At 59.4% G+C, this 18317-nt stretch carries 10 protein-coding genes; 5 read left to right on the top strand and 5 right to left on the bottom strand.

Going from position 1 to position 18317, the window contains the following annotated elements:
- Window positions 1-293 precede the first annotated feature (293 nt).
- The 3 genes from BX592_RS26390 to BX592_RS26380 all read left to right on the top strand — a co-directional run bounded on the left by BX592_RS26390 (window position 294) and on the right by BX592_RS26380 (window position 3474).
- Window positions 294-605 carry a high-potential iron-sulfur protein gene (locus BX592_RS26390; protein ID WP_134196174.1) on the top strand — a complete coding sequence of 104 codons (312 nt, stop codon included), beginning with the start codon at window positions 294-296 and terminating at the stop codon, window positions 603-605.
- A 380-nt stretch (window positions 606-985) separates the two neighbouring features.
- Window positions 986-2809: an ATP-binding protein gene (locus tag BX592_RS26385; RefSeq protein WP_166676473.1), complete on the top strand. Its 1824-nt coding sequence runs from the start codon at window positions 986-988 to the stop codon at window positions 2807-2809.
- Window positions 2810-3108: 299 nt separating this feature from the next.
- Window positions 3109-3474, top strand: coding sequence for a response regulator transcription factor (locus BX592_RS26380; protein ID WP_134196170.1), 366 nt, complete (start codon window positions 3109-3111; stop codon window positions 3472-3474).
- A gap of 33 nt (window positions 3475-3507) precedes the next feature.
- Here BX592_RS26380 and BX592_RS26375 read toward each other — a convergent pair whose 3' ends face one another.
- The gene (locus BX592_RS26375) at window positions 3508-4143 is read right to left on the bottom strand and encodes a sensor histidine kinase (RefSeq protein WP_279589208.1); all 636 of its coding nucleotides are present in this window, start codon (window positions 4141-4143) and stop codon (window positions 3508-3510) included.
- Window positions 4144-5019: 876 nt separating this feature from the next.
- On the opposite strand from BX592_RS26375, the gene BX592_RS26370 reads away from it, so the two are divergent.
- Window positions 5020-5757 (top strand): response regulator transcription factor, encoded by a 738-nt coding sequence (locus tag BX592_RS26370; protein WP_243849738.1) that lies wholly within the window; start codon window positions 5020-5022, stop codon window positions 5755-5757.
- A gap of 87 nt (window positions 5758-5844) precedes the next feature.
- Here BX592_RS26370 and BX592_RS26365 read toward each other — a convergent pair whose 3' ends face one another.
- Window positions 5845-11379 (bottom strand): trifunctional serine/threonine-protein kinase/ATP-binding protein/sensor histidine kinase, encoded by a 5535-nt coding sequence (locus tag BX592_RS26365; RefSeq protein ID WP_134196166.1) that lies wholly within the window; start codon window positions 11377-11379, stop codon window positions 5845-5847.
- 351 nt (window positions 11380-11730) lie between these two features.
- Window positions 11731-12441, bottom strand: a complete 711-nt coding sequence (locus BX592_RS26360; protein WP_134196164.1) for a response regulator transcription factor — start codon at window positions 12439-12441, stop codon at window positions 11731-11733.
- A gap of 971 nt (window positions 12442-13412) precedes the next feature.
- Between BX592_RS26360 and BX592_RS26355 the strand changes: the two genes are divergently transcribed.
- Entirely contained in the window at window positions 13413-14777 is a 1365-nt protein-coding gene (locus tag BX592_RS26355) for an MFS transporter (protein WP_134196163.1), read from the top strand.
- Between the two features lie 102 nt (window positions 14778-14879).
- Here BX592_RS26355 and BX592_RS26350 read toward each other — a convergent pair whose 3' ends face one another.
- Complete coding sequence (locus tag BX592_RS26350; protein ID WP_134196161.1) at window positions 14880-16127, bottom strand: serine hydrolase domain-containing protein; 1248 nt, start codon at window positions 16125-16127, stop codon at window positions 14880-14882.
- A 113-nt stretch (window positions 16128-16240) separates the two neighbouring features.
- On the bottom strand, window positions 16241-17650 hold the full coding sequence (locus tag BX592_RS26345) for an aminotransferase-like domain-containing protein (protein ID WP_134196199.1): 1410 nt from the start codon (window positions 17648-17650) through the stop codon (window positions 16241-16243).
- Window positions 17651-18317 lie beyond the last annotated feature (667 nt).

Genomic DNA, 18317 nt, shown 5'->3' with positions numbered 1-18317 from the left:
CGCGTGGTGGGCGCTGACGGGCCTGCTGGTCACGACGTTCGCATTCCTCGGCGTGAACATGTTCCTGTCCGGGCTGCATAGTTACGGAAAGCTGTGATTCTGGTCGCGGGCACGGAAGCGTGACCGCGCGACTGGCTGAGAGCGTTTTCCAAAGCGACGCCAGAGTTTTTCAGTCAGAGCCTATACGTCAGTATCGTTCGGTATGCGAATCGAAACATCACTTATGACGCCTCGCACGTTATGCTTGAAGAGAAGCGTCCCCACAGTCAGATCCAACTCCATAGGAGAAAAACATGTCCGCCTCTCGCCGTGCATTTGTCATTAGCCTCGCCGGTCTCGCATCCAACCTTTTTCTCGTGAATGTCGCGCGAGCAGACGGCACCCCGGTTTCTGAGTCGGACCCTGCCGCAATGGCACTGGGATACAAAGCGAATGCGTCACAGGTCGACAAAGCGAAATTCAAGAATTACATGCCCGGCGATAAATGCTCGAACTGCCAGTTCTATCAAGGTGCCGCGAGCGCGGCGAGCGCACCGTGCCCACTGCTTGGAGGCAAGCTCGTTCTTGGCGAGGGCTGGTGCCAGGGTTACGCGAAGAAGGCCTAAAACCGTTTTGACCTACGAACTAGCCCTCGTTCAGTTGTTCCTGTCGATGTGAGGTTTCGATGGTCCGCGTGCGCTCGCGCGGGCCGGTATTGGCATGCACGCGGCTGCTAGTCACGCCAGGCGTCCGCATTGTCGTGATAGCAGGTCCGTAGAAGACAGCGTCGCCGGCACCGGCGTCGCGTCTGCCGGGAATACCAGAATCATCAGGCAACACGGCAACACGCCGCACCATAGCTTTGTTTCTCGCATCACAGTCAACGTTTGCGATTCGGATCATGAGATCAGCCTTTCAAATCGTGAATGAGATTGTCGAGGCTATCGATCACGCCCCTCGTCCCGCGGTGCCTCGCGTTACAAGCGCTGCGACTTACGTGCGTCGAATGGTTGTCTTGTGGTTCGTGGGCTTCGTCGCACTCGGGCTGATCACCTTTGCATGCTACGAGTCTGGTTTTGACGGGACGACAACTCACTGTGTGTTTCTAGTGGCGGTGGTCATGCTGTCCTTCGCAGACAGCGTTATCTCGTCCCTCGTTTTTTGCGCGGTTGCGACGCTCTTGATTGATTATTTCTTTGCTCAGCCGGTACTTTCTTTTCATCTTCGAGATAGCGCTGACGTGCCGTCGCTGATCTCCTTTGTGGTCGCGTCACTCATCATTACGGCGTTGGTCAGGCGCATGCAGGTACTTTCGGACGTCCGGCGCGATCAGGCGAAGTTACTGGACCTTTCGCGCGACGCGGTGATCGTGCGGAACATGGATGGCGTGGTGCTGTACTGGAATCAGGGCGCGGCGGACCTCTTCGGCTGGACGAGCAACGAGGCCGTCGGCCAGATTTCGCAAACCCTTCTAGGCACGCGGTTTCCGACGCCCTTTGAAGAGGTCAATAGCGCGCTGCTGCGAACCGGCAAATGGGAAGGCGAACTCGTCCACACCAAGCGGGACGGTGCTGAGGTTGTGATGTCGAGTCGCTGGTACCTCCACTGCGACGATTCCGGCAGACCGCTTGCAACCCTGGAGAACGGCAACGACATCGGCGTTCGCAAACGCGCCGAAGACGCGTTGCGGTGCAGCCAGGCGGCCTTTCTGGCAGAAGCGCAGAGTCTTAGCCTCACGGGAAGTTTCGGATGGGATATCAGAAGCGGAGAAGTGTACTGGTCGAATCAGACCTTCCATATCTTTGAGTACGAGCTGGATGTCAGTCCTACATTCGATCTCATACTGCAACGCGTGCATCCCGATGATCGTGAGCGGCTTGAGCAAACAATCGAACAGATGATCCACAGTATCGCGAAGGTCGATTTTGAGTGTCGGCTGCTGATGTCCGATGGAAGAGTCAAATTTGTGCGCGCAGTTGTGCGTGCTTCGACTGTCGAAGGGGATGACCAGCACTACATCGGAGCCGTCATGGATATCACGGCCGCGAGGAAGGCGGAAACACAGTTGCAGGATGCGCAAAACGAACTGGCCCGCGTCACGCGCGCGACTACGCTAGGAGAGTTGAGCTCAACGATTGCTCATGAGGTCAACCAGCCGCTCAATGGAATTGTGATTGATAGCGAAGCCGGGCTCCGATGGCTAAAGCGGCCCGCGCCGAATATCTGCGAGGCGAGTGCGTGCTTGGAGCGTGTCGTTGAGAACGCACGACGCGCGGCGCAGATTATCAAGCGGATTCGCGCGCTAGCGACAAAAGGTGTCGCGCAAGTCGTTCCACTCGAACTCGACGATGTCGTGAACGACGTTGTGTCCCTGACGCAGCGTGAGGTCGCAAGTTATCGCGCGTCGATGCGGGTCAACCTTGAACCGGCGCTGCCGCCATTGCTTGGAGACCGTGTCCAGTTGCAGCAGGTGCTGATCAATCTCGTCATGAACGGCATCCAGGCGATGGACGCGATCAGCGACCGGCCGCGCGACCTGTTGATAGAGTCGTGGCTGGACGAGGCTGGGAACATCGCGTTTGCAGTGCGGGACTCGGGTACGGGAATCCGCGCGGAACTCGAAGGTCGATTGTTCGAGGCGTTTTTCAGCACCAAGCCGCGCGGCATGGGAATGGGGCTGTCAGTCTGCCGGTCGATCATCCACGCGCACGGCGGACAAATCTGCGCGTTCAACAACGAAGTGCATGGCGCGACTTTCCAGTGCTCGTTGCCACCGCTCGAATCGCACTACGACCTGAACCACGATAGAACGGGGCACGCAGCCCAGTGAGCTTCCCAATTTGGCGCCGGGGATGATTCGCCGCGCATAAGAAGCACGTGAACCCGTAACCGCGAAAGCGTCGCATCATTCTTGATAGCGCCTATTTGCGCTAGCCAATGCGGAAAGGGCCGGCGAAAGTCGATACGAACGTATAGGCTGAATCGGCTACCTATGTCGTACTATCGTATTGATGTCGCACGTTTCGCTCTGCGATCAATCCGTCGCGAAGGCCTCTGGAACGCGATAAAGAAGCCGAGCCTTGCATCGCCATTCAGGCAGGTCCCGCTTTCTGTTCTCAAGAGCACAAGATGATCGCAGTCATAGACGACGACGCATCGGTTCGCGAGGCCGTTAAAAGTCTCATTACGTCGCAAGGCCTTCCGGTCAGGAGCTATAGCTCGGCGGAGCAGTTCCTCGCGTCCAGCGATTTTCATTTAGTCACCTGTGTGGTGACCGATATCAAATTGGAGGGAATGAGTGGTATGCAATTGCAGCATTATTTGCGTGCCGCCCGCTGCCCGGCGCCCGTCATCCTGATGACCGCCTATTTCGACGAAAGCACACGAGGCGAGGCCACAGCGCATGGTGCCGCAGCGTACCTGGTGAAGCCTTTCAGTGGCGCGGAACTGCTCGGAGAGATCGAAAAGGCGCTGTCATCGCGCGAATCGCCGTGATTGTTCGTCAAACGGATTAACGATTCGCGATGGTCATTCAGTTGCGCATGGCACTGAGAACTGGAACGACGTGCCCTGTTCGGGACTCGAGTGAACGGTCAGCTTTCCGCCATGTGCCTCGACAATCGATCGGGATATCGACAGTCCCATGCCCATGCCGTGTTTCTTCGTCGAATACATCGCTTCGAATAAGCGCCCCGTCAGGTCGGCGCTGAATCCGAGCCCGTTGTCGTGCACCGTGATTTGCACCGCTTCGTCTCCGATCATCGCAGTCGATACCTGCAACCGCCGCGGCCCTTCGGTGCCGGCCATCGCTTCGATCGCGTTGCGCATCAGATTGAGCAGTACCTGCTGAAGTTGCACGCGGTCGCCGAGCGCGGGAAGGTTCGCCGCCAGTGTAAGCCTCAGGCTGATCATGTTGCGCTCGATGTCGCTGCGCAGCATCAGCGCGACTTTGCGTACCGCATCGTCAATATCCACTGCTATCCTGACGAAGCCGGTCTTCCACGCAAGCGCGCGCAGCCCGGCGACGACTTTGGCGATGCGTTCCGCGTCGCGCGTGGTTCGTGTCGCGGCCTGGCGGGCCCGCTCGATGTCGGGGCTGGACCGCGCGAGCCAACGCAGACAGGTATCGGCGTTCGTCACAACCGCTGTCAGCGGTTGATTGATCTCATGGATGATCGATACTGCCGTGAATCGGTCTTGCTGCGAATTTTCGTGGACCAGTCTACCAGCGCCGAAAGTCCGGTCACGTATCGAACGGCGGCTTCGTTTATTGATGACATATCAATTGAGGATTGCGATATTCAATGGAGATTGTTGACCTTGCGAGGCTTGAGCTACACCGCCGCGATGACACCGATGGTGGCAATGCCATGGCATCAACCGCAGTACGTTGCGCGCTTTGTGTCACCACGTGTTTGCCGCGCAACGGTCAGGCCCACTGGGAAATGGACTGCGTGCGAGCAACGAAGTGGTTTAGGCCTCTGGGATGCACGTGATTGAACAGTTGTTCGATGGATCTCTGGTACTACCGGACGGGGCGTTGTCCGCGAACCGGAGGACGGGTATCTGGTGGAAATGGCACACGTCAGCGCGTTAACAATCCGAGTATCGATCAGCTTCACAGAGGGTTGTGCGTCGCTTCGCTCTATCAGCATTCAATCCCGTACAGAGACGGAACGCAACGTGGAACAAGTATCCGAGGGCTATACAAAAGTGTGGATATCGCGCTAACCCGCTAAGCGGCGAAACGCGAACACTTAGCACCATTACGGATTAGTGCAATTTTGCACAATCAAGCATGACGAAGCCGATCTCTACAGTTTCGACCGCCTCGTCATGCCGCCAGAAGCGCATTCCTCCACGATGGGTGGAGGCTGCCCCATTTAAAATTGGATGAATGGCGACTTGGTCAGGACTCTTAGCTTCGCGATGACCTATAAACTCGCAAACCACCCGTACCACCCGGGCCGTTCATGAGTACAAGCAACGCGTGGGCACCGGGAGGAGGGTGCTCTGCATACCATCACATAGGAGCCAGGCGTGACAGCATCGGCGATTGGATCGGGCTCTAAGGACTCTTCGACGGTCTTCGTTGTCGACGATGACGATTCGGTACGGGAAGCTCTTCAGGAATTGTTGTCGTCCGTGGGCCTTCGTTCAAGGACATTTGCGTCCGCGCACGCATTCCTCGAATTCGACGATACCGGTACCGGCGCACCGTCAAGCTGCCTGATCGTCGATGTCCGTATGCCGGGGATCGGCGGTCTTGATCTGCAAAGCCTTCTCGCGCAAAGAAACCGTGTTCCGCCGATCATTTTCATGTCGGCGTTCGGCGACGTGGCGATGACCGTCCAGGCAATGAAAGCGGGTGCGAGGGATTTCCTGACCAAGCCATTTCGCGATCAGGACATGCTGGATGCGGTCTGGTCGGCGCTGACATACGACAAGTGGCGACGCGCGATCGACAAGTCTCGCGAAAGCCTGAAGGAGCGGTATTTTTCTCTTTCTGATCGGGAGCGAGCGCTTCTACAAATGTTAGGCGACGGGCTGGCGAACAAGCAAATTGCATCGAAGCTTTGTTTGAGCGAGATAACCGTCAAGGTGGGGCGCCGTGCGGTCATGCGAAAGATGAGGGCTCGAAACTTTGCAGAATTGATCAAGATGGAAAGTCTGGTAAGGGGGCTGGAGAGCGAGAAGATGTACCCGTCACATGAGTGCGGCGCGAGCGACGTTGTCTGCCGGTCGGAGTTCGGGATCGCGCACCTCTTGGGTGAATAACTGCTCAGACGCGCGGCTGTAGGAGACGCTTCCCCCAGGCGACACGTATCGGCGCTCGCGAACCTGGCGCTCGCGAGCAATACCTGATCACTGTGCGTTGTCAGATTGGACGGGCACGGTGAACCGAAAGGCGGCGCCATGGGGAGCAGTCGCGCTGACCCATATCCGCCCGCCGTGCGCTTCCACGATCGACCGGCAGATGGCCAACCCCATGCCCATCCCGGCGGCCTTCGTTGTGTAAAACGCCTCGAAAAGTCGCTCGACGTGTTGAGGATCCACCCCCGGCCCTGAGTCGAGCACGGCGACAAGCACGCTGCCGGAGCCGTCCTTGCAGGTGCTGACGGTGACTTCCCGCGGGCCCCGATCGACCGTGCTGGTCGCTTCGATTGCGTTGACAACCAGATTCAGCATCACCTGCTGGAGCTGGACACGATCGCCTTCAACGAGCGGCAACTGATCGGCAAGCTGCATTCGCACAGAAACATTGTGCTTCTCGGCCTCGCCACGCGTCAGCGCGATGACCTCGCCAATCGCGTCATTGACCTGTAGCTTCTCCTTACACGGTGGAGCGTTCTTGACGAGGCCACGAATTCGGGTAGCGATCTCGCCGGCCCGCATCGCGCTTTCGATAATCCGGTTAAACGCCTTGCGCGCTTCCTGCAGATTCGGCGGTCGGGCGCTCAGCCAGCATAGGCCTGCCTGCGCGTTGGTGGCGTCCGCGGTGATCGGTTGTTTGATTTCATGGCAAATGGATGCGGCGAGGTGTCCCATCGTCGTGACGCGGTTGGCGTGCGCCAGCATCATCTGCACCTCGCGGTACCGCCGTTCACTCTCGTGTGCTTCGGCTTCAGCCTGCTTGCGTTCGGTCAGATCGAGCACGAACGCGACGCCCTGGTTCCCTTTTCCCTCCAGGCTTGCCGCGCCGATCAGCACGGGTACGCGGCTGCGGTCCTTTTTAAAGTATTCCTTTTCGAACGGGGGTAATGTCCCCGTTGCCAGGTATTGCGGCATCCACTCCCGTTTGTCGCGCTCGAGCGATTCGGGCGGCGTCAACTCCGTCCAGCGCAAGCGCCCTGATGTGAGATCCTCGCGCTCATAGCCGACGATATGGAGAAACGCGTCGTTGGCCTCGAAAATCCGGCCGTCGAGATCAAAGATAAAAATGCCGACGATATTCGCGTCGACGAGGCGCCGGATCTTTGCTTCCCGTTCCGCCAGATCGCCGTAAAGACGGGAATTCTCCAGCGCCATGGCGGCTTGCGAGGCCAGCAGCTTCAACACTGCGATGCGGGCCGCAACGAATACCGATGGCGTCAGATTGTTTTCGAGGTAGAGCACACCGATCAGTTCGCCCTGGTTGATTAGCGGCAGGCTAAGCACGGAGCGGACGCGATGTTGCCGGATGTAGGGGTCCGCTTGAAACGGGTCGTCATTCAACGCGTCATCGAGAATGACGCTTTCTCGTGTGCGCATCACATAATGCAGCACGGCTGCCGGCAGCATCGCTGCGGTCACGGGCGCGTCGCGCACCTGCACGGTGACCGTGTCACCGTCGATCGATGCCTGCGCCTTGATGCGCGGTTCGCCACGACGGGCAAGTATAAGCAGACCGCGCGCGGCGCCCGCCTGTTCGATTGCGGTGCGCATTAGGGTGTTGAGCAGCTTGTCCAGCATCATTTCGCCCGACACCGCGCGCGAGACCCTGATCACCGTCGCCAGGTCCAGTTGTTCCACCGATGTGCCGATCGTACTGGCAGGCCCCACAGCCTCCTTTTCCTGGAGATGCGGATACAAGCTGTCAAGTTGCCGGACTTTGCCGGTGGCTCCCCAACACACATAGCAGTAGCGGGCGGCACGCAAATAGGTATCCGCGATCTTGTCGAAACGCCGTGCGTCATAAAAACGCGCGGCAAGCTCGTACGCCACCGCCTCATTGTGGACAAAACCGTTTGTGTGCGCGAGGCGGATGGCCTCTTCGTAATGATGCATGGCGTCAAGGTCGCGGCCTTCTATGCGTGCGATCTCTGCGGATACCACTGCGTGTTTGTCGCCAAATGTTGTCGGGCAGTTTTCGGTCCAGTCCCGCAGTTGCTCGACATGTGTGGCAAGGAGCGCGCGCCATATGGTCTGCTGGTCCGGTGCCGCGCTTTCGTACACTGCCGCGACCGCAAGCGAGCTGTATAAGTAGTAGTCGAGCAACTGGATGTGCGCGTCGGAGGACCAGAGCAGTGCCTTCGCCTTCTCAGCGGCGGCGATCGCAACCTCATAGTCGCCCGAGAAAAAGCGCGCCTGAAGTTTGAGAATCCAATACCAGCAGATCAACGCGCTCATGCGGTCACCGTTCAGTGCCGCTTCGAACGCGGCTTCATCGAACGCCTGATCGCTGAAGGTGGAGAAGGTCGTCGTTTCTCCGCGCATAGTGCGAATGAATCGCTGCTGGCTCACGAGAATGTCCTCGACATCGCGGAATTTTCCCTTGCGCACGAAATCGAGCCCGCGCTCTGTTTCTTCCCGTACCTCATCGAGCGGATCCCCACGCGTGAGCCGGTCAGTCACTGTGTGGTTGCAGCTGTAACAGGCCCGCGCGAGGTCGCTTGTCTCCGTCGCGACGCGAAACGCCTCACGGATGTAATCGAGGGCAGTCGCGATCGGCTCGTTCCAGAGCACGATCATCTCCATCGTCAGGCACATCCTCGCCTTGTATTCGGCAAATCCATGCTTCTCGACGAGATCACAGGCAAGTTTTCCGAATCGATAGCCTTCCGGATAGCGCCGGAAGTGTGGACCCAGCATGGTTCCGAACCCGGCATAGCTATGCGTCGCTGCACCGCTCGTGCCATGCTGCAACGTGAGCCTTACCATGCGGCAGGTGTGCAGGCGGTGCAGTTCATTGTTGGTGAAAATCGCCGGTGCAGTCAGGGACGACAGCACGTTCATCGCAGCCAGCATCTCGGGGTCGGTCATCAGAGGCAAGTCGACCAGGCTCTCGATTGACCGCCCGTTGAGGTTCTTCCAGACTTCCGCGTATTCCGCTTGCACCTCTTCGGCAGAAGGATGTAACGGCATGTCGATGCCGAACAGACGCAGGCATTCGAGCGCGCAGTTCACAGCGTTTGTGTATTCCGACTTCATCACATAGAGATCTATCCTGAGTCGGCAAATCGACGCGTTGTCGATCCTGGAAACGCTTCTGGCAAGAAGCTGCGTAATTAGCCGTTCTGCTTCTTCGAGTTTGCCATCGAGAAATTCACACTCTGCGCGCTCGAACCAGATGGCGAACGCCAGCTCATAACGGCTGTCCCATCGCCGCTCGCCGAGTAAAAACATCGCAAAGGAAAGATATTTGCATGCGGAAGCATAGGCAGTCGAAGCTTTGGCGCGCTTGCCTGCTATCAGGTTCAGCTCCGCCAGTTCTTCGCGTTCCTCAACCGACGTGATTAGCTCAAAGCCGAGATTGAGCTGATTGACGATCTCGAAGATCGCTTCTTCCCGCTTTTCAGAAGGAATCTTCGTCGAGAGCAACCGGCCGATCCGCAGATGCGTTTCAGAGCGCGATTCATCCGGGATCAGCGAGTACGCGCCTTCCTGGACGCGATCGTGAAGAAACCGGTAAAACTCGTCCGAGCGGAACACGAGCCCGGCTCGAACGGCTTCCCAGAGCCGGTCGTGCATCTCTTCTTCGCCGTTCTGGAAAATCATGCTGAGCATGCCGAACGCCGCACTGTTCCCGAGGCACGCGAATCGCTGTAGCGCCGTTTGCGTATCAACGGGAAGGCGACTTAACTTGGCGACCATCAGGTCCACCACGTTGTCGGTGTAACCCTTCGCGTGGATCTGCTTCAGGTCCCACGACCAGCGTGCGTCGACATGGTCGAACGTGAGCAGGCGCTCGTCGGCGAGCGAGGAAAGGAACTGAATCGCAAAAAACGGATTGCCGCCGGTCTTCTCGTGCAACAGTTTCGCTAGCGAAATAGAAAGGCTCGGATCGCAGCGAAGAGAATCGCGGATCAACTGCTCGAGGTCTTCATGCGCCAACGGGGCAAGGACAATCTCGTGCACTTTCGCTCCGGCCTGGCGGATCGCTTCCAGCTTGCGCATCAGTGGATGTGCGGGATTGACCTCGTTGTCCCGGTAGGCGCCGATCAGCATCAGATGCTGCATATCCGTTCGACCCAGCAGATGCTCGAGCAGGTCAAGCGTCGCCGTGTCGAGCCACTGCAAATCGTCGAGGAATAGGGCGAGAGGATGTTCCGCCCGCGCGAATACCGCGATAAACCGCCGAAAGACCAGCTGAAATCGAAGTTGCGCGTCACGTGGCGGCAGTTCGACGACGGGCGGCTGTTCTCCGATGATCAGCTTCAACTCCGGGATAAGGTCAACAACGAGCTTTCCGCTCGAACCCACCGCATCGCGAAGCGCGTTGCGCCATCGGGCCAGTTCCGTGTCGCTCTTGCTCAGAAGAGGGTGTATCAAGCTCCGGAAGGCTTGCGCCAAAGTGGAGTAGGGGATGTCGCGCTTGTACTGGTCGAATTTGCCCGATGCAAAAAGACCGCGCGGAGGCACGAGCGATTTGTGGAGTTCGTTGACCACAGAGGATTTGCCGATCCCGGAATATCCCGAGACGAGCACCAGTTCCGGCCTGCTGCCGGCGACGACCCGATCGAAGGAGGCGAGCAAGGTATCGACCTCTTTCTCGCGCCCGTACAACTTTTCGGGGATCACGAGCCGATCCGGCGTATCGCGTTCACCAAGCGGAAACTCATCAATGCTGTGCGTGGTTTGCCATTCAGTGAGACAGCGCCGCAGATCGCGCTGGACGCCGGCCGCCGTCTGATAGCGTTCCTCGGCCGTCTTCTCGAGGAGCTTCATGACGATGTTGGAAACCTGAACCGGGACAGTTGCAAAGCGCCCGCTCGGTGCCGATGGTTTTCGCGCGATATGGCAGTGGACCCACTCCATGGGTTCGGTAGCCGTGAAAGGCAGCTCGCCGGTGAGCAACTGATAAAGCGTGACGCCCAGCGAGTAGAGATCGCTACGGGAATCAATCGAGCGGTTCATCCGGCCGGTCTGCTCGGGCGCCATGTAGGCGAGGCTGCCTGCGATCGTTTCCGGTGGTTCGGGCGTCTGTCGTTCGCGGGCCAATCGTGATGCGATACCGAAGCCGGTTAATCTGACCTCTCCGTTCGCGCAGTTCACGAAGATGTTCGCGGGTTTGATGTCCTTATGGATAAGGCCGCGCTGGTGCATGCCGGTCAGCGCCGTAGCCATTCCGATGGCAAGGGGCAGAAAAGCTTCTAACGGCATTGGCGCGCCGAACAGCCGGTCGAGCGGTTCGCCGCCAGGATCCTCGAGCACCAGCATGGTCTGACCGTATGCACGACGGAGCTCGAGTGGCCGCACTGCCCACGCACCATCAAGCTCGTCCTTCAACCGGCACTCGTGAGCCAGACGATCAAGGGTGGCAGGCAACGGCTGCTCGTTGGCAGGCGAAACCAGTAGCACAGAACTCCGCTGGCCGGCGGCATCCAGACCCCAACCGCGCCGCAGGACGCGCTCACTGTCCCTCTGTAGCGTTCGCCAGCTACGATCTGCATCCGCGTCGAGTTGGATCGACGTATTCATCTGTCGATTTCCTTCATCGGGTCGCTGCCAATGTCGGGTGGAGAAGGCTGGACGACGGCTGATCCGCCTGGCGGCAATGATCAGTGTGCCACATAGAATGCAACACGGCGTTCGGTTTGCGACCGCGGGCAGCGGCAACCGTGCCCCTTATATTGCCGGGCGCGCGTTCAGCCGCTCGAGGGCCAGCTGGACGGTCCGCTGTCAAGCGAGCCTGCGTGCAGTCTGCTGTCAGGTCGACGGCCTCGACGAAGAGAGATTTTCGCGGGAAAACTGCCGCCTTCGCACTCCCGCCGGTAGAGTCCTTTGCGCGTGGAGGTCAGGTTCTGCACAAGACCGATACAGACGTTACCTTCAGCGCGGTAGCTCGCCTTGACCGACCTGATCCACCGAGAGTTCGGAGTGCGGTTCCTTGAAACTGAGCCGGTCTTCCATTTTTATCAGTTCAGCTACTGAGTGTGCCTTCATCTTGCGCATCAGCTGCGCGCGATTGACTTTGACGGTGATCTCGCTGACGCCGAGTTCCCACGCGATCTGCTTGTTCAGCAGGCCGCGTCCGATCAGCCTCAGGATGGCCCTTTCGCGCGCGGTCAACGACGCATAACGGTCGCTCAGCTCTCTGCGGAAGCGGTCGAGCCCGCGGGAGCGCTGGTCGTGGGCGAGTGCCGACAATACCGTATCGAGCAGGGTTTGCCCTCTGAAGGGCTTGGGCAGGAAATCGTATGCGCCCGCCTTCATCGCATGCACGCTCATTATCACGTCGCCGTAGGCGGAGACAAAGATGATCGGAATTTGCACTTTGGCTTGAGCGAGGCGTGTTTGCGCCTCGAGCCCGCCCATCGCGGGCATTCGCACATCGAGTATCAGGCAGTTCGGGAAATCGGCAGAGTCAGGCGTGAGTTCTTCAAGCCGAACGAGCAGGTCGTTTGCTCTCGAAAAAAGTTGTGTTTCGACGCCGATGGATTTCAACAACGACGCGATCGCTTCTCTTGTCTGCGGATCGTCGTCGGCGACGAAGACCATCGGTCGCCGGGTTTTAGGTTCGTTCCAATTCGACGTTTGCATAACCACGGTATCTCCTTTGCGTTTTCTTGCCGCAAGAAAGCCCCTGCGCTCGTCCGAAAAAGACCGAAAGCAGAGCTGAGATCGCGCGAACCGGGGAAGGCGTCAAGCCGAAATCAGGGAGGAATTCGCGTGACAATTACTATATCCATCAATGAACAACCAGACATACAGGGCAGCTTTGGCAATATTTAAATATACATTTAAAGCCGCTAAATCAAGGTGAATTATTGCACGCTGGTCAGCATGATTACGAACCGGTTTCATGCAATGCATGCTACAGCCATATGAAATCCGCTTATTACAATTTCGCACGGTTTTTGTAACGAGTTTCGTGGTCCGGGCGGGTGTTAATTTGACAAATCTGGGGGAACTCGGAGTGCGTGCGGTGAGTGGGCCCATAGACAGGCGTGACGCGAATGCGTACGACATAGGTCGGACGGCTGCACCGCCGGTGCCGTAATGGCGCCGTGGTCGCCAGCTTCGTCGGTGATGACAAGGTCGCTTCGCTGTACGTTCGAGATGAAGCTGCGACCGCCGGTCGGTCCCAGATCACTGGTACACACGAAAATGGAAGATCTCGGTTCTTCTTCTTGCGCGATCGACGGCACAAAATATGGAATCAGGATGAAGTAAGCTGAACACGATCGCTCGTCCTGCTCTCGTCGAATGTGGACGACCGCTGCCTCGCGCGCCTGGCCAATTGGCTCGGCGGGGCGCTGGCCCCGCTCGATCGTAACGCCGAATTTTGAATGAGCGTTTTCCATCTACCTGGCAAGTCGCTTGTCGCCATAGAAGTCGAGTACCCGCCGGGCGCCGCCTCACTACCTCACTCGTAAATGAATACCCCCACAAACGAGAGACCGCAAGCATGTCGCAACGAGGCGCGGCCGTTTGTAGAGTCTTCCGGTAACGGCGTGATAGGCGCGGAACCGGGCCGGCCCCGGCTTAAACACGAAGAGCCGCGCCGGCGCATGGTGCTCGCCGCCTGTGTGCTCGCGTCGTCGATGGGGTTTATCGACGCGACCGCGCTGCCCGTCGCATTGCCGAAATTGCGCGCCGATTTCGGTGCCGATCTCGCGTCCGTCCAATGGATTCTGAACGGCTATATGCTCGCACTCGCGTCGCTGACGTTGATCGGCGGCGCGCTCGCGGATGTTTATGGCAAAGCCCGCGTGCTGATACTCGGTTGCATGCTGTTCGGTCTGGCGTCGGTTGCTTGCGCGCTGGCGCCTTCGCCCGCCTGGCTGATTGCTGCACGCGTCGCGCAGGGGGCGGCCGCGGCAATCGTGACCCCCGCGAGCCTTGCGCTGATCGGGGCGACCTATCCGCGCACGCAGCGCAACCGCGCAATCGGCATCTGGGCCGCGGCATCCGCGCTGACCACCGCTGGCGGCCCGGTCCTGGGCGGCTGGCTGACCGAGGCCTTCGGTTGGCCGTCCGTGTTCTGGATCAATCCGCCGCTCGCGCTCGTCGTCGTGGGAATCCTGCTGGTCTTTGCGCACAACGATGACGGCGTCGAACGCAGATTCGACGTGCCTGGCGCGGTCATCCTCGCTTTGGCGATCGGGGCGCTCGCCTGGGCGCTCAGTCAGATCGGTCCCGGTGAAGCGCGGACAGCGGGGCACGCGTCATCCCAGTCGGGCGCCGTGCTCATCATCGTGGCCGGGCTCGGTGTTGCCGGACTCGGCCTCTATGCGATGTGGGAACGCATAAGCAAACACCCGATGACGCCGCCGCGGCTGCTGCAGCATCGCGCTTTCGTCGGGCTGAATATCGCGACCTTGATGATCTATGCCGGAATTTCGATCATGTTTTTCCTGGTTCCGTTTGACCTCGTTGACCGCCGTGCGCTGTCGTCGACCGACGCCGGGCTGGTATTCATGCCTTTTACGCTCGGCGTTGGACTGCTGTCGAGGGTTTTCGGCGGGCTGGCGGACAAGATCGGCGCGCGCGTTATGCTCATCGCGGGACCGGCAGGCGCCGCACTCGCTTATGTCTGGATGGCGCTCGGTCAGAACGCATCTTTGATGCTCGGCGTGCTGGTACCGATGGCGTTGCTTGGTCTGTCCTTCGCAGTGCTCGTCGCGCCGCTCACCGCGGCCGTTCTATCGAGCGTTAACGACACGGACGAAGGGCTCGCCTCGGGCGTCAATAACGCGGCGAGCCGGATTGCGCAGCTCGTCGGCGTGGCGCTGGCCGCAGGTGTCGGGTCGTTCGAGTCCGGCTACGAAGTCGGTCTGGTTGTAGCGGCCGCGACGTCGATCGGCGGCGCGATAACGGCCGCGATAATGCCGACGCTGGCCGCGCCGATCGCAAGCGGCTCGAAAGGAGCTTAGTCCGGGTTCGGCTGCCGCACTGATGCGGCACCTCGCAAAATCGAAGAATGCCGGACCTTGGCCGCGCGCCGCGTTGTGGCCGGGTTGCGCGCCCGACTGTCATCACGACTCGGTGATCGCACTGTAGACCAGCGTACGTAGCTGACGGCGCACCGGGTGAGCGCCAGATGGCAGGAGCTGGGTGAGGAACAGCACGATCAGGTCCTCTCGCGGATCGACCCAGAAAAACGTACTGGCCGCTCCGCCCCAGAAGAAATCGCCCGCGCTGCCCGCAACAAGCGTCGCCGAAGGGCAAATGGTCGTGGCGAAGCCCAGTCCAAAGCCGACGCCGTCATAATTGGCCTCACTGAACATCGAGCGCGACAGACGAGGCAGATCGACGCCGCCCGGCAGATGATTGGCGGTCATCAGCTCGAGCGTCTTCGGCCCGAGCAGGCGCGCGCCATCCAGTTCGCCGCCCTGCAGCAGCATCCGCGCAAACCGCATGTAGTCCGCGGCGGTCGATACGAGGCCGCCGCCACCCGAGATGAAGGTGGGCGGCGTGAGGTATGGACTGGTATATGGATCGTCCTGCAGTGTCGGCTTTTGTCCGGTCGCCAGCTTTGAGCCAAGCGCGCCGACCGCGTAGCATGCGCAGAAGCGGGACCGCTTCTCCTCAGGCACATGGAACGCTGTATCGACCATGCCCAGCGGATCGAAGATCCGTTCTTTCAGAAAGACCTCGAACGGCATTGCGCTGACCTTGCCGACGATATAGCCGAGCACGTCCGTGGAAACGGAATAATTCCACGCTTCGCCCGGCGAGAATTCGAGCGGCAACGTCGCAAGCTTCTCGATCATTTCTTCCAGCGTACCGTCGGTCGCAAGCGCGCCGACCTTCAGCTCGCGATAGGCTGCGTCCACGTTCGTGTTCTGCTGAAAGCCATACGTCAAGCCTGATGTGTGCCGCAGCAGGTCCACCACGAGCATCGGGCGCGCCGGTGCTCGCGTGCGGAAACCTTCCATCATGCCGCCCATGTGGACGCCCAGCTTGCCCCATGCCGGAATGTATTTGCTGACCGGATCGTCCAGCGCGATCCTGCACTCCTCGACCAGCATCATCACCGCCACTGAGGTGATCGGCTTGGTCATCGAGTAGATACGGAAGATCGAATCTTCGGCCATCGGCAGTCGCCGTTCGCGGTCGGCAAGACCGAGGATCGAGTTCAGCGCGAGTTCGCCACGCCGCCAAACCTGAGTCACGGCGCCTGCCAGCTTGCCCGTGGCGATGTAGTCGTCGTCGATAAAACGTTCTACCCGCTCCAGCCGTTCACAGGACATCCCCTGCCTTTGCCTGCTTTCGATACCCATGTTTTCTCCTTTGCTGATCGATGATTCCGCAACGTCTCATGCAGCACTTTCGCGACTCCTTGAATGTGTGCCGAGAATACTCCCGCACCGCATGCATCGCAGGCGGCGGCGCACTAGCAATAGCGGTCGATGATCTCGAACAAACGGCGGCACGATGCGGCAAGCTGCGGTTCAGGCGCCGTGGCGACCCCGAGCAGAAGACCAGGCAACGCCCAGGACGGCGTCGCGAACCACGTGGACAAAGGCGATGGCGCCATGCCAAGTGCCATCGCATCCCGCGCAATCTGCACGTCGGGCGCGCCGTCCGGGAGCCTGAGCAGTATCGCCAGACCTGCCCTCATCCACTGTGCATTACGCAGGCGCAGCTGCTCGCAAAGCGCATCGCGCTGCGCGGAATATAGACGCTTGAGCCGGCGGACACGCCGGATGAAGTGGCCATCATGCATGAATTGCGCGGTGGCAAGCTGAATGAGCGGTGAAGGCGCGGGCGCAAGCGTGGCGGCTACGTCGGAGAACGCCGCAGTCAGTTCGATTGGCGCCACGACAAATCCCAATCGCAGCCCGGGGCTGACCGTCTTGCTGAAGGATCCGATGTGGATAACCCGCTCGCCACCATCGAAAGACGCCAGCGCGGGTGCCGCGCGGCCTTCCAGTTGCAGCTCGCCGAGGTAGTCGTCCTCGATGATCCACGCGTTGCTCGTGACCGCCCATTCGAGCAGCTGAAGCCGCCGCCTCAAGGAGAGGGTCGTGCCCAGCGGCGCCTGTTGGCCAGGCGTCAGCACGGCTAACGCCGCATCGGCGGCATTCTCGATTCCGTAGCTCACGTTGAGGCCTTCCGCATCCACCGGTACCGGGACGACATTCAAACGCGCGAGCTCCAACCCCTTGCGGGTAACGATAAACCCGGGCTCTTCCATCCAGACTTTCTTCCCGTCCAGACCTAACACTCGCAGTGCAAGGCCTAAGCCCGAACTGAATCCCGACGTGATAAACACCTGCTCCGGAAAGCAATGGAGGTTTCGGGAGAGGGTGAGATAGCTCGCGATCTCCCGGCGCAGGTCGAGCTCCCCTCGAGGATCGGGATAGACCAGTGACGAGAAAGACCCCGTCTTCAATAGATTCGAAGAGCGCGCGCGTGCAAAAAGCTTTTCCGGTAGCTCTTTCAATGCCGGAATGCCGAGCTGAAAAATTGCCGGCCCGGCATTCATTTCCTGATAGGTTTTCATAAAAGCGCCAAGCGGCGGCGCCTCCGGTTGAGCCGTCGTTGCCCGGGGCCGTAAAGCCACGCGCGTACCCCTTGCTCCAAACGTTTCGGTCATCTGGGTGTCCGATAACCGTTCATAGGCCGCTTGAACCGTGCCGCGCGCCACGCCAAGTTGCGCGGCCAGGTCCTGCCATGACGGTAGTCGGGTCCCGGGTGCGAGCAGGCCTGATTCGATTGCTCTCGCGATACTGATGCGAATTTGTTCTGACAGAGGCAGCTTCGCTGCCCGGTCGAGGTGAATCTGCAGGTGCGGGTCCATATTCTTGACATACACAAAAATGGAAGTTCCTGGTTCTTATATTTGTACTGTCGAAGGCTCATCATTCGTTGATGAAGACAGTGCAACCAGGCATCGCCGGTGTGTCGGCTCGGCTGCGTATGCCCTTGGGCATTGGCCAAATCGAAAAGACAAATTTTTGAACGACTGTTTCCGATTCTGACGAACAGGTCGCGTTTCGCAGTAGAAAATCGAGTATCCGTCAACGGTTGCGTCGTGACTTCGCATTCACGCGAAGTCCACATTCATTGGCGATTACGTGGTGTCGGGCGCATACAGATCTGAGGTGAGTGAGGCTGAGCTGGGCGTCTACCGTGCTGGCTGTCGATGGCGTCCTTTTTCGTTGACAGTCACGATAAAGAACGGCCCGCGCCAACCAGAGCAACGCCATTTGGGGCGAGAAACAAGCGGGTGGACTAACACAAGGAGGGCCCGGGGCCGGAAATGCAACCGGATGCCGATGGCGGGCGCGACGTCGCACCCGCGGCAGCCGGTCGTGGTTGCGCTCTATTTTGGCGGTGCAACGATCTTCGGCAATGTCGAGTAGACAAAATCTCGCGGCCGATGGCGTTTGATGACCGCTATCATGATAGTGATAGCCTCCCACGCCGCTTACGGCCGGCGGAGCGAAATCTTGAAGCCATTGCGA

It is taken from the genome of Paraburkholderia rhizosphaerae, assembly GCF_004366595.1.
In the GTDB taxonomy this organism is placed as follows: domain Bacteria; phylum Pseudomonadota; class Gammaproteobacteria; order Burkholderiales; family Burkholderiaceae; genus Paraburkholderia; species Paraburkholderia rhizosphaerae.
This window is presented reverse-complemented; position numbering and strand designations above follow the sequence as displayed.

Bases quoted from the DNA above. Each gene is read 5' to 3' on its own strand.
- BX592_RS26390 (WP_134196174.1), top strand. From the start codon at position 294: ATGTCCGCCTCTCGCCGTGCATTTGTCATTAGCCTCGCCGGTCTCGCA.
- BX592_RS26385 (WP_166676473.1), top strand. From the start codon at position 986: ATGGTTGTCTTGTGGTTCGTGGGCTTCGTCGCACTCGGGCTGATCACC.
- BX592_RS26380 (WP_134196170.1), top strand. From the start codon at position 3,109: ATGATCGCAGTCATAGACGACGACGCATCGGTTCGCGAGGCCGTTAAA.
- BX592_RS26365 (WP_134196166.1), bottom strand. From the start codon at position 11,379: ATGAATACGTCGATCCAACTCGACGCGGATGCAGATCGTAGCTGGCGA.
- BX592_RS26360 (WP_134196164.1), bottom strand. From the start codon at position 12,441: ATGCAAACGTCGAATTGGAACGAACCTAAAACCCGGCGACCGATGGTC.
- BX592_RS26355 (WP_134196163.1), top strand. From the start codon at position 13,413: ATGGTGCTCGCCGCCTGTGTGCTCGCGTCGTCGATGGGGTTTATCGAC.
- BX592_RS26350 (WP_134196161.1), bottom strand. From the start codon at position 16,127: ATGGGTATCGAAAGCAGGCAAAGGCAGGGGATGTCCTGTGAACGGCTG.
- BX592_RS26345 (WP_134196199.1), bottom strand. From the start codon at position 17,650: ATGGACCCGCACCTGCAGATTCACCTCGACCGGGCAGCGAAGCTGCCT.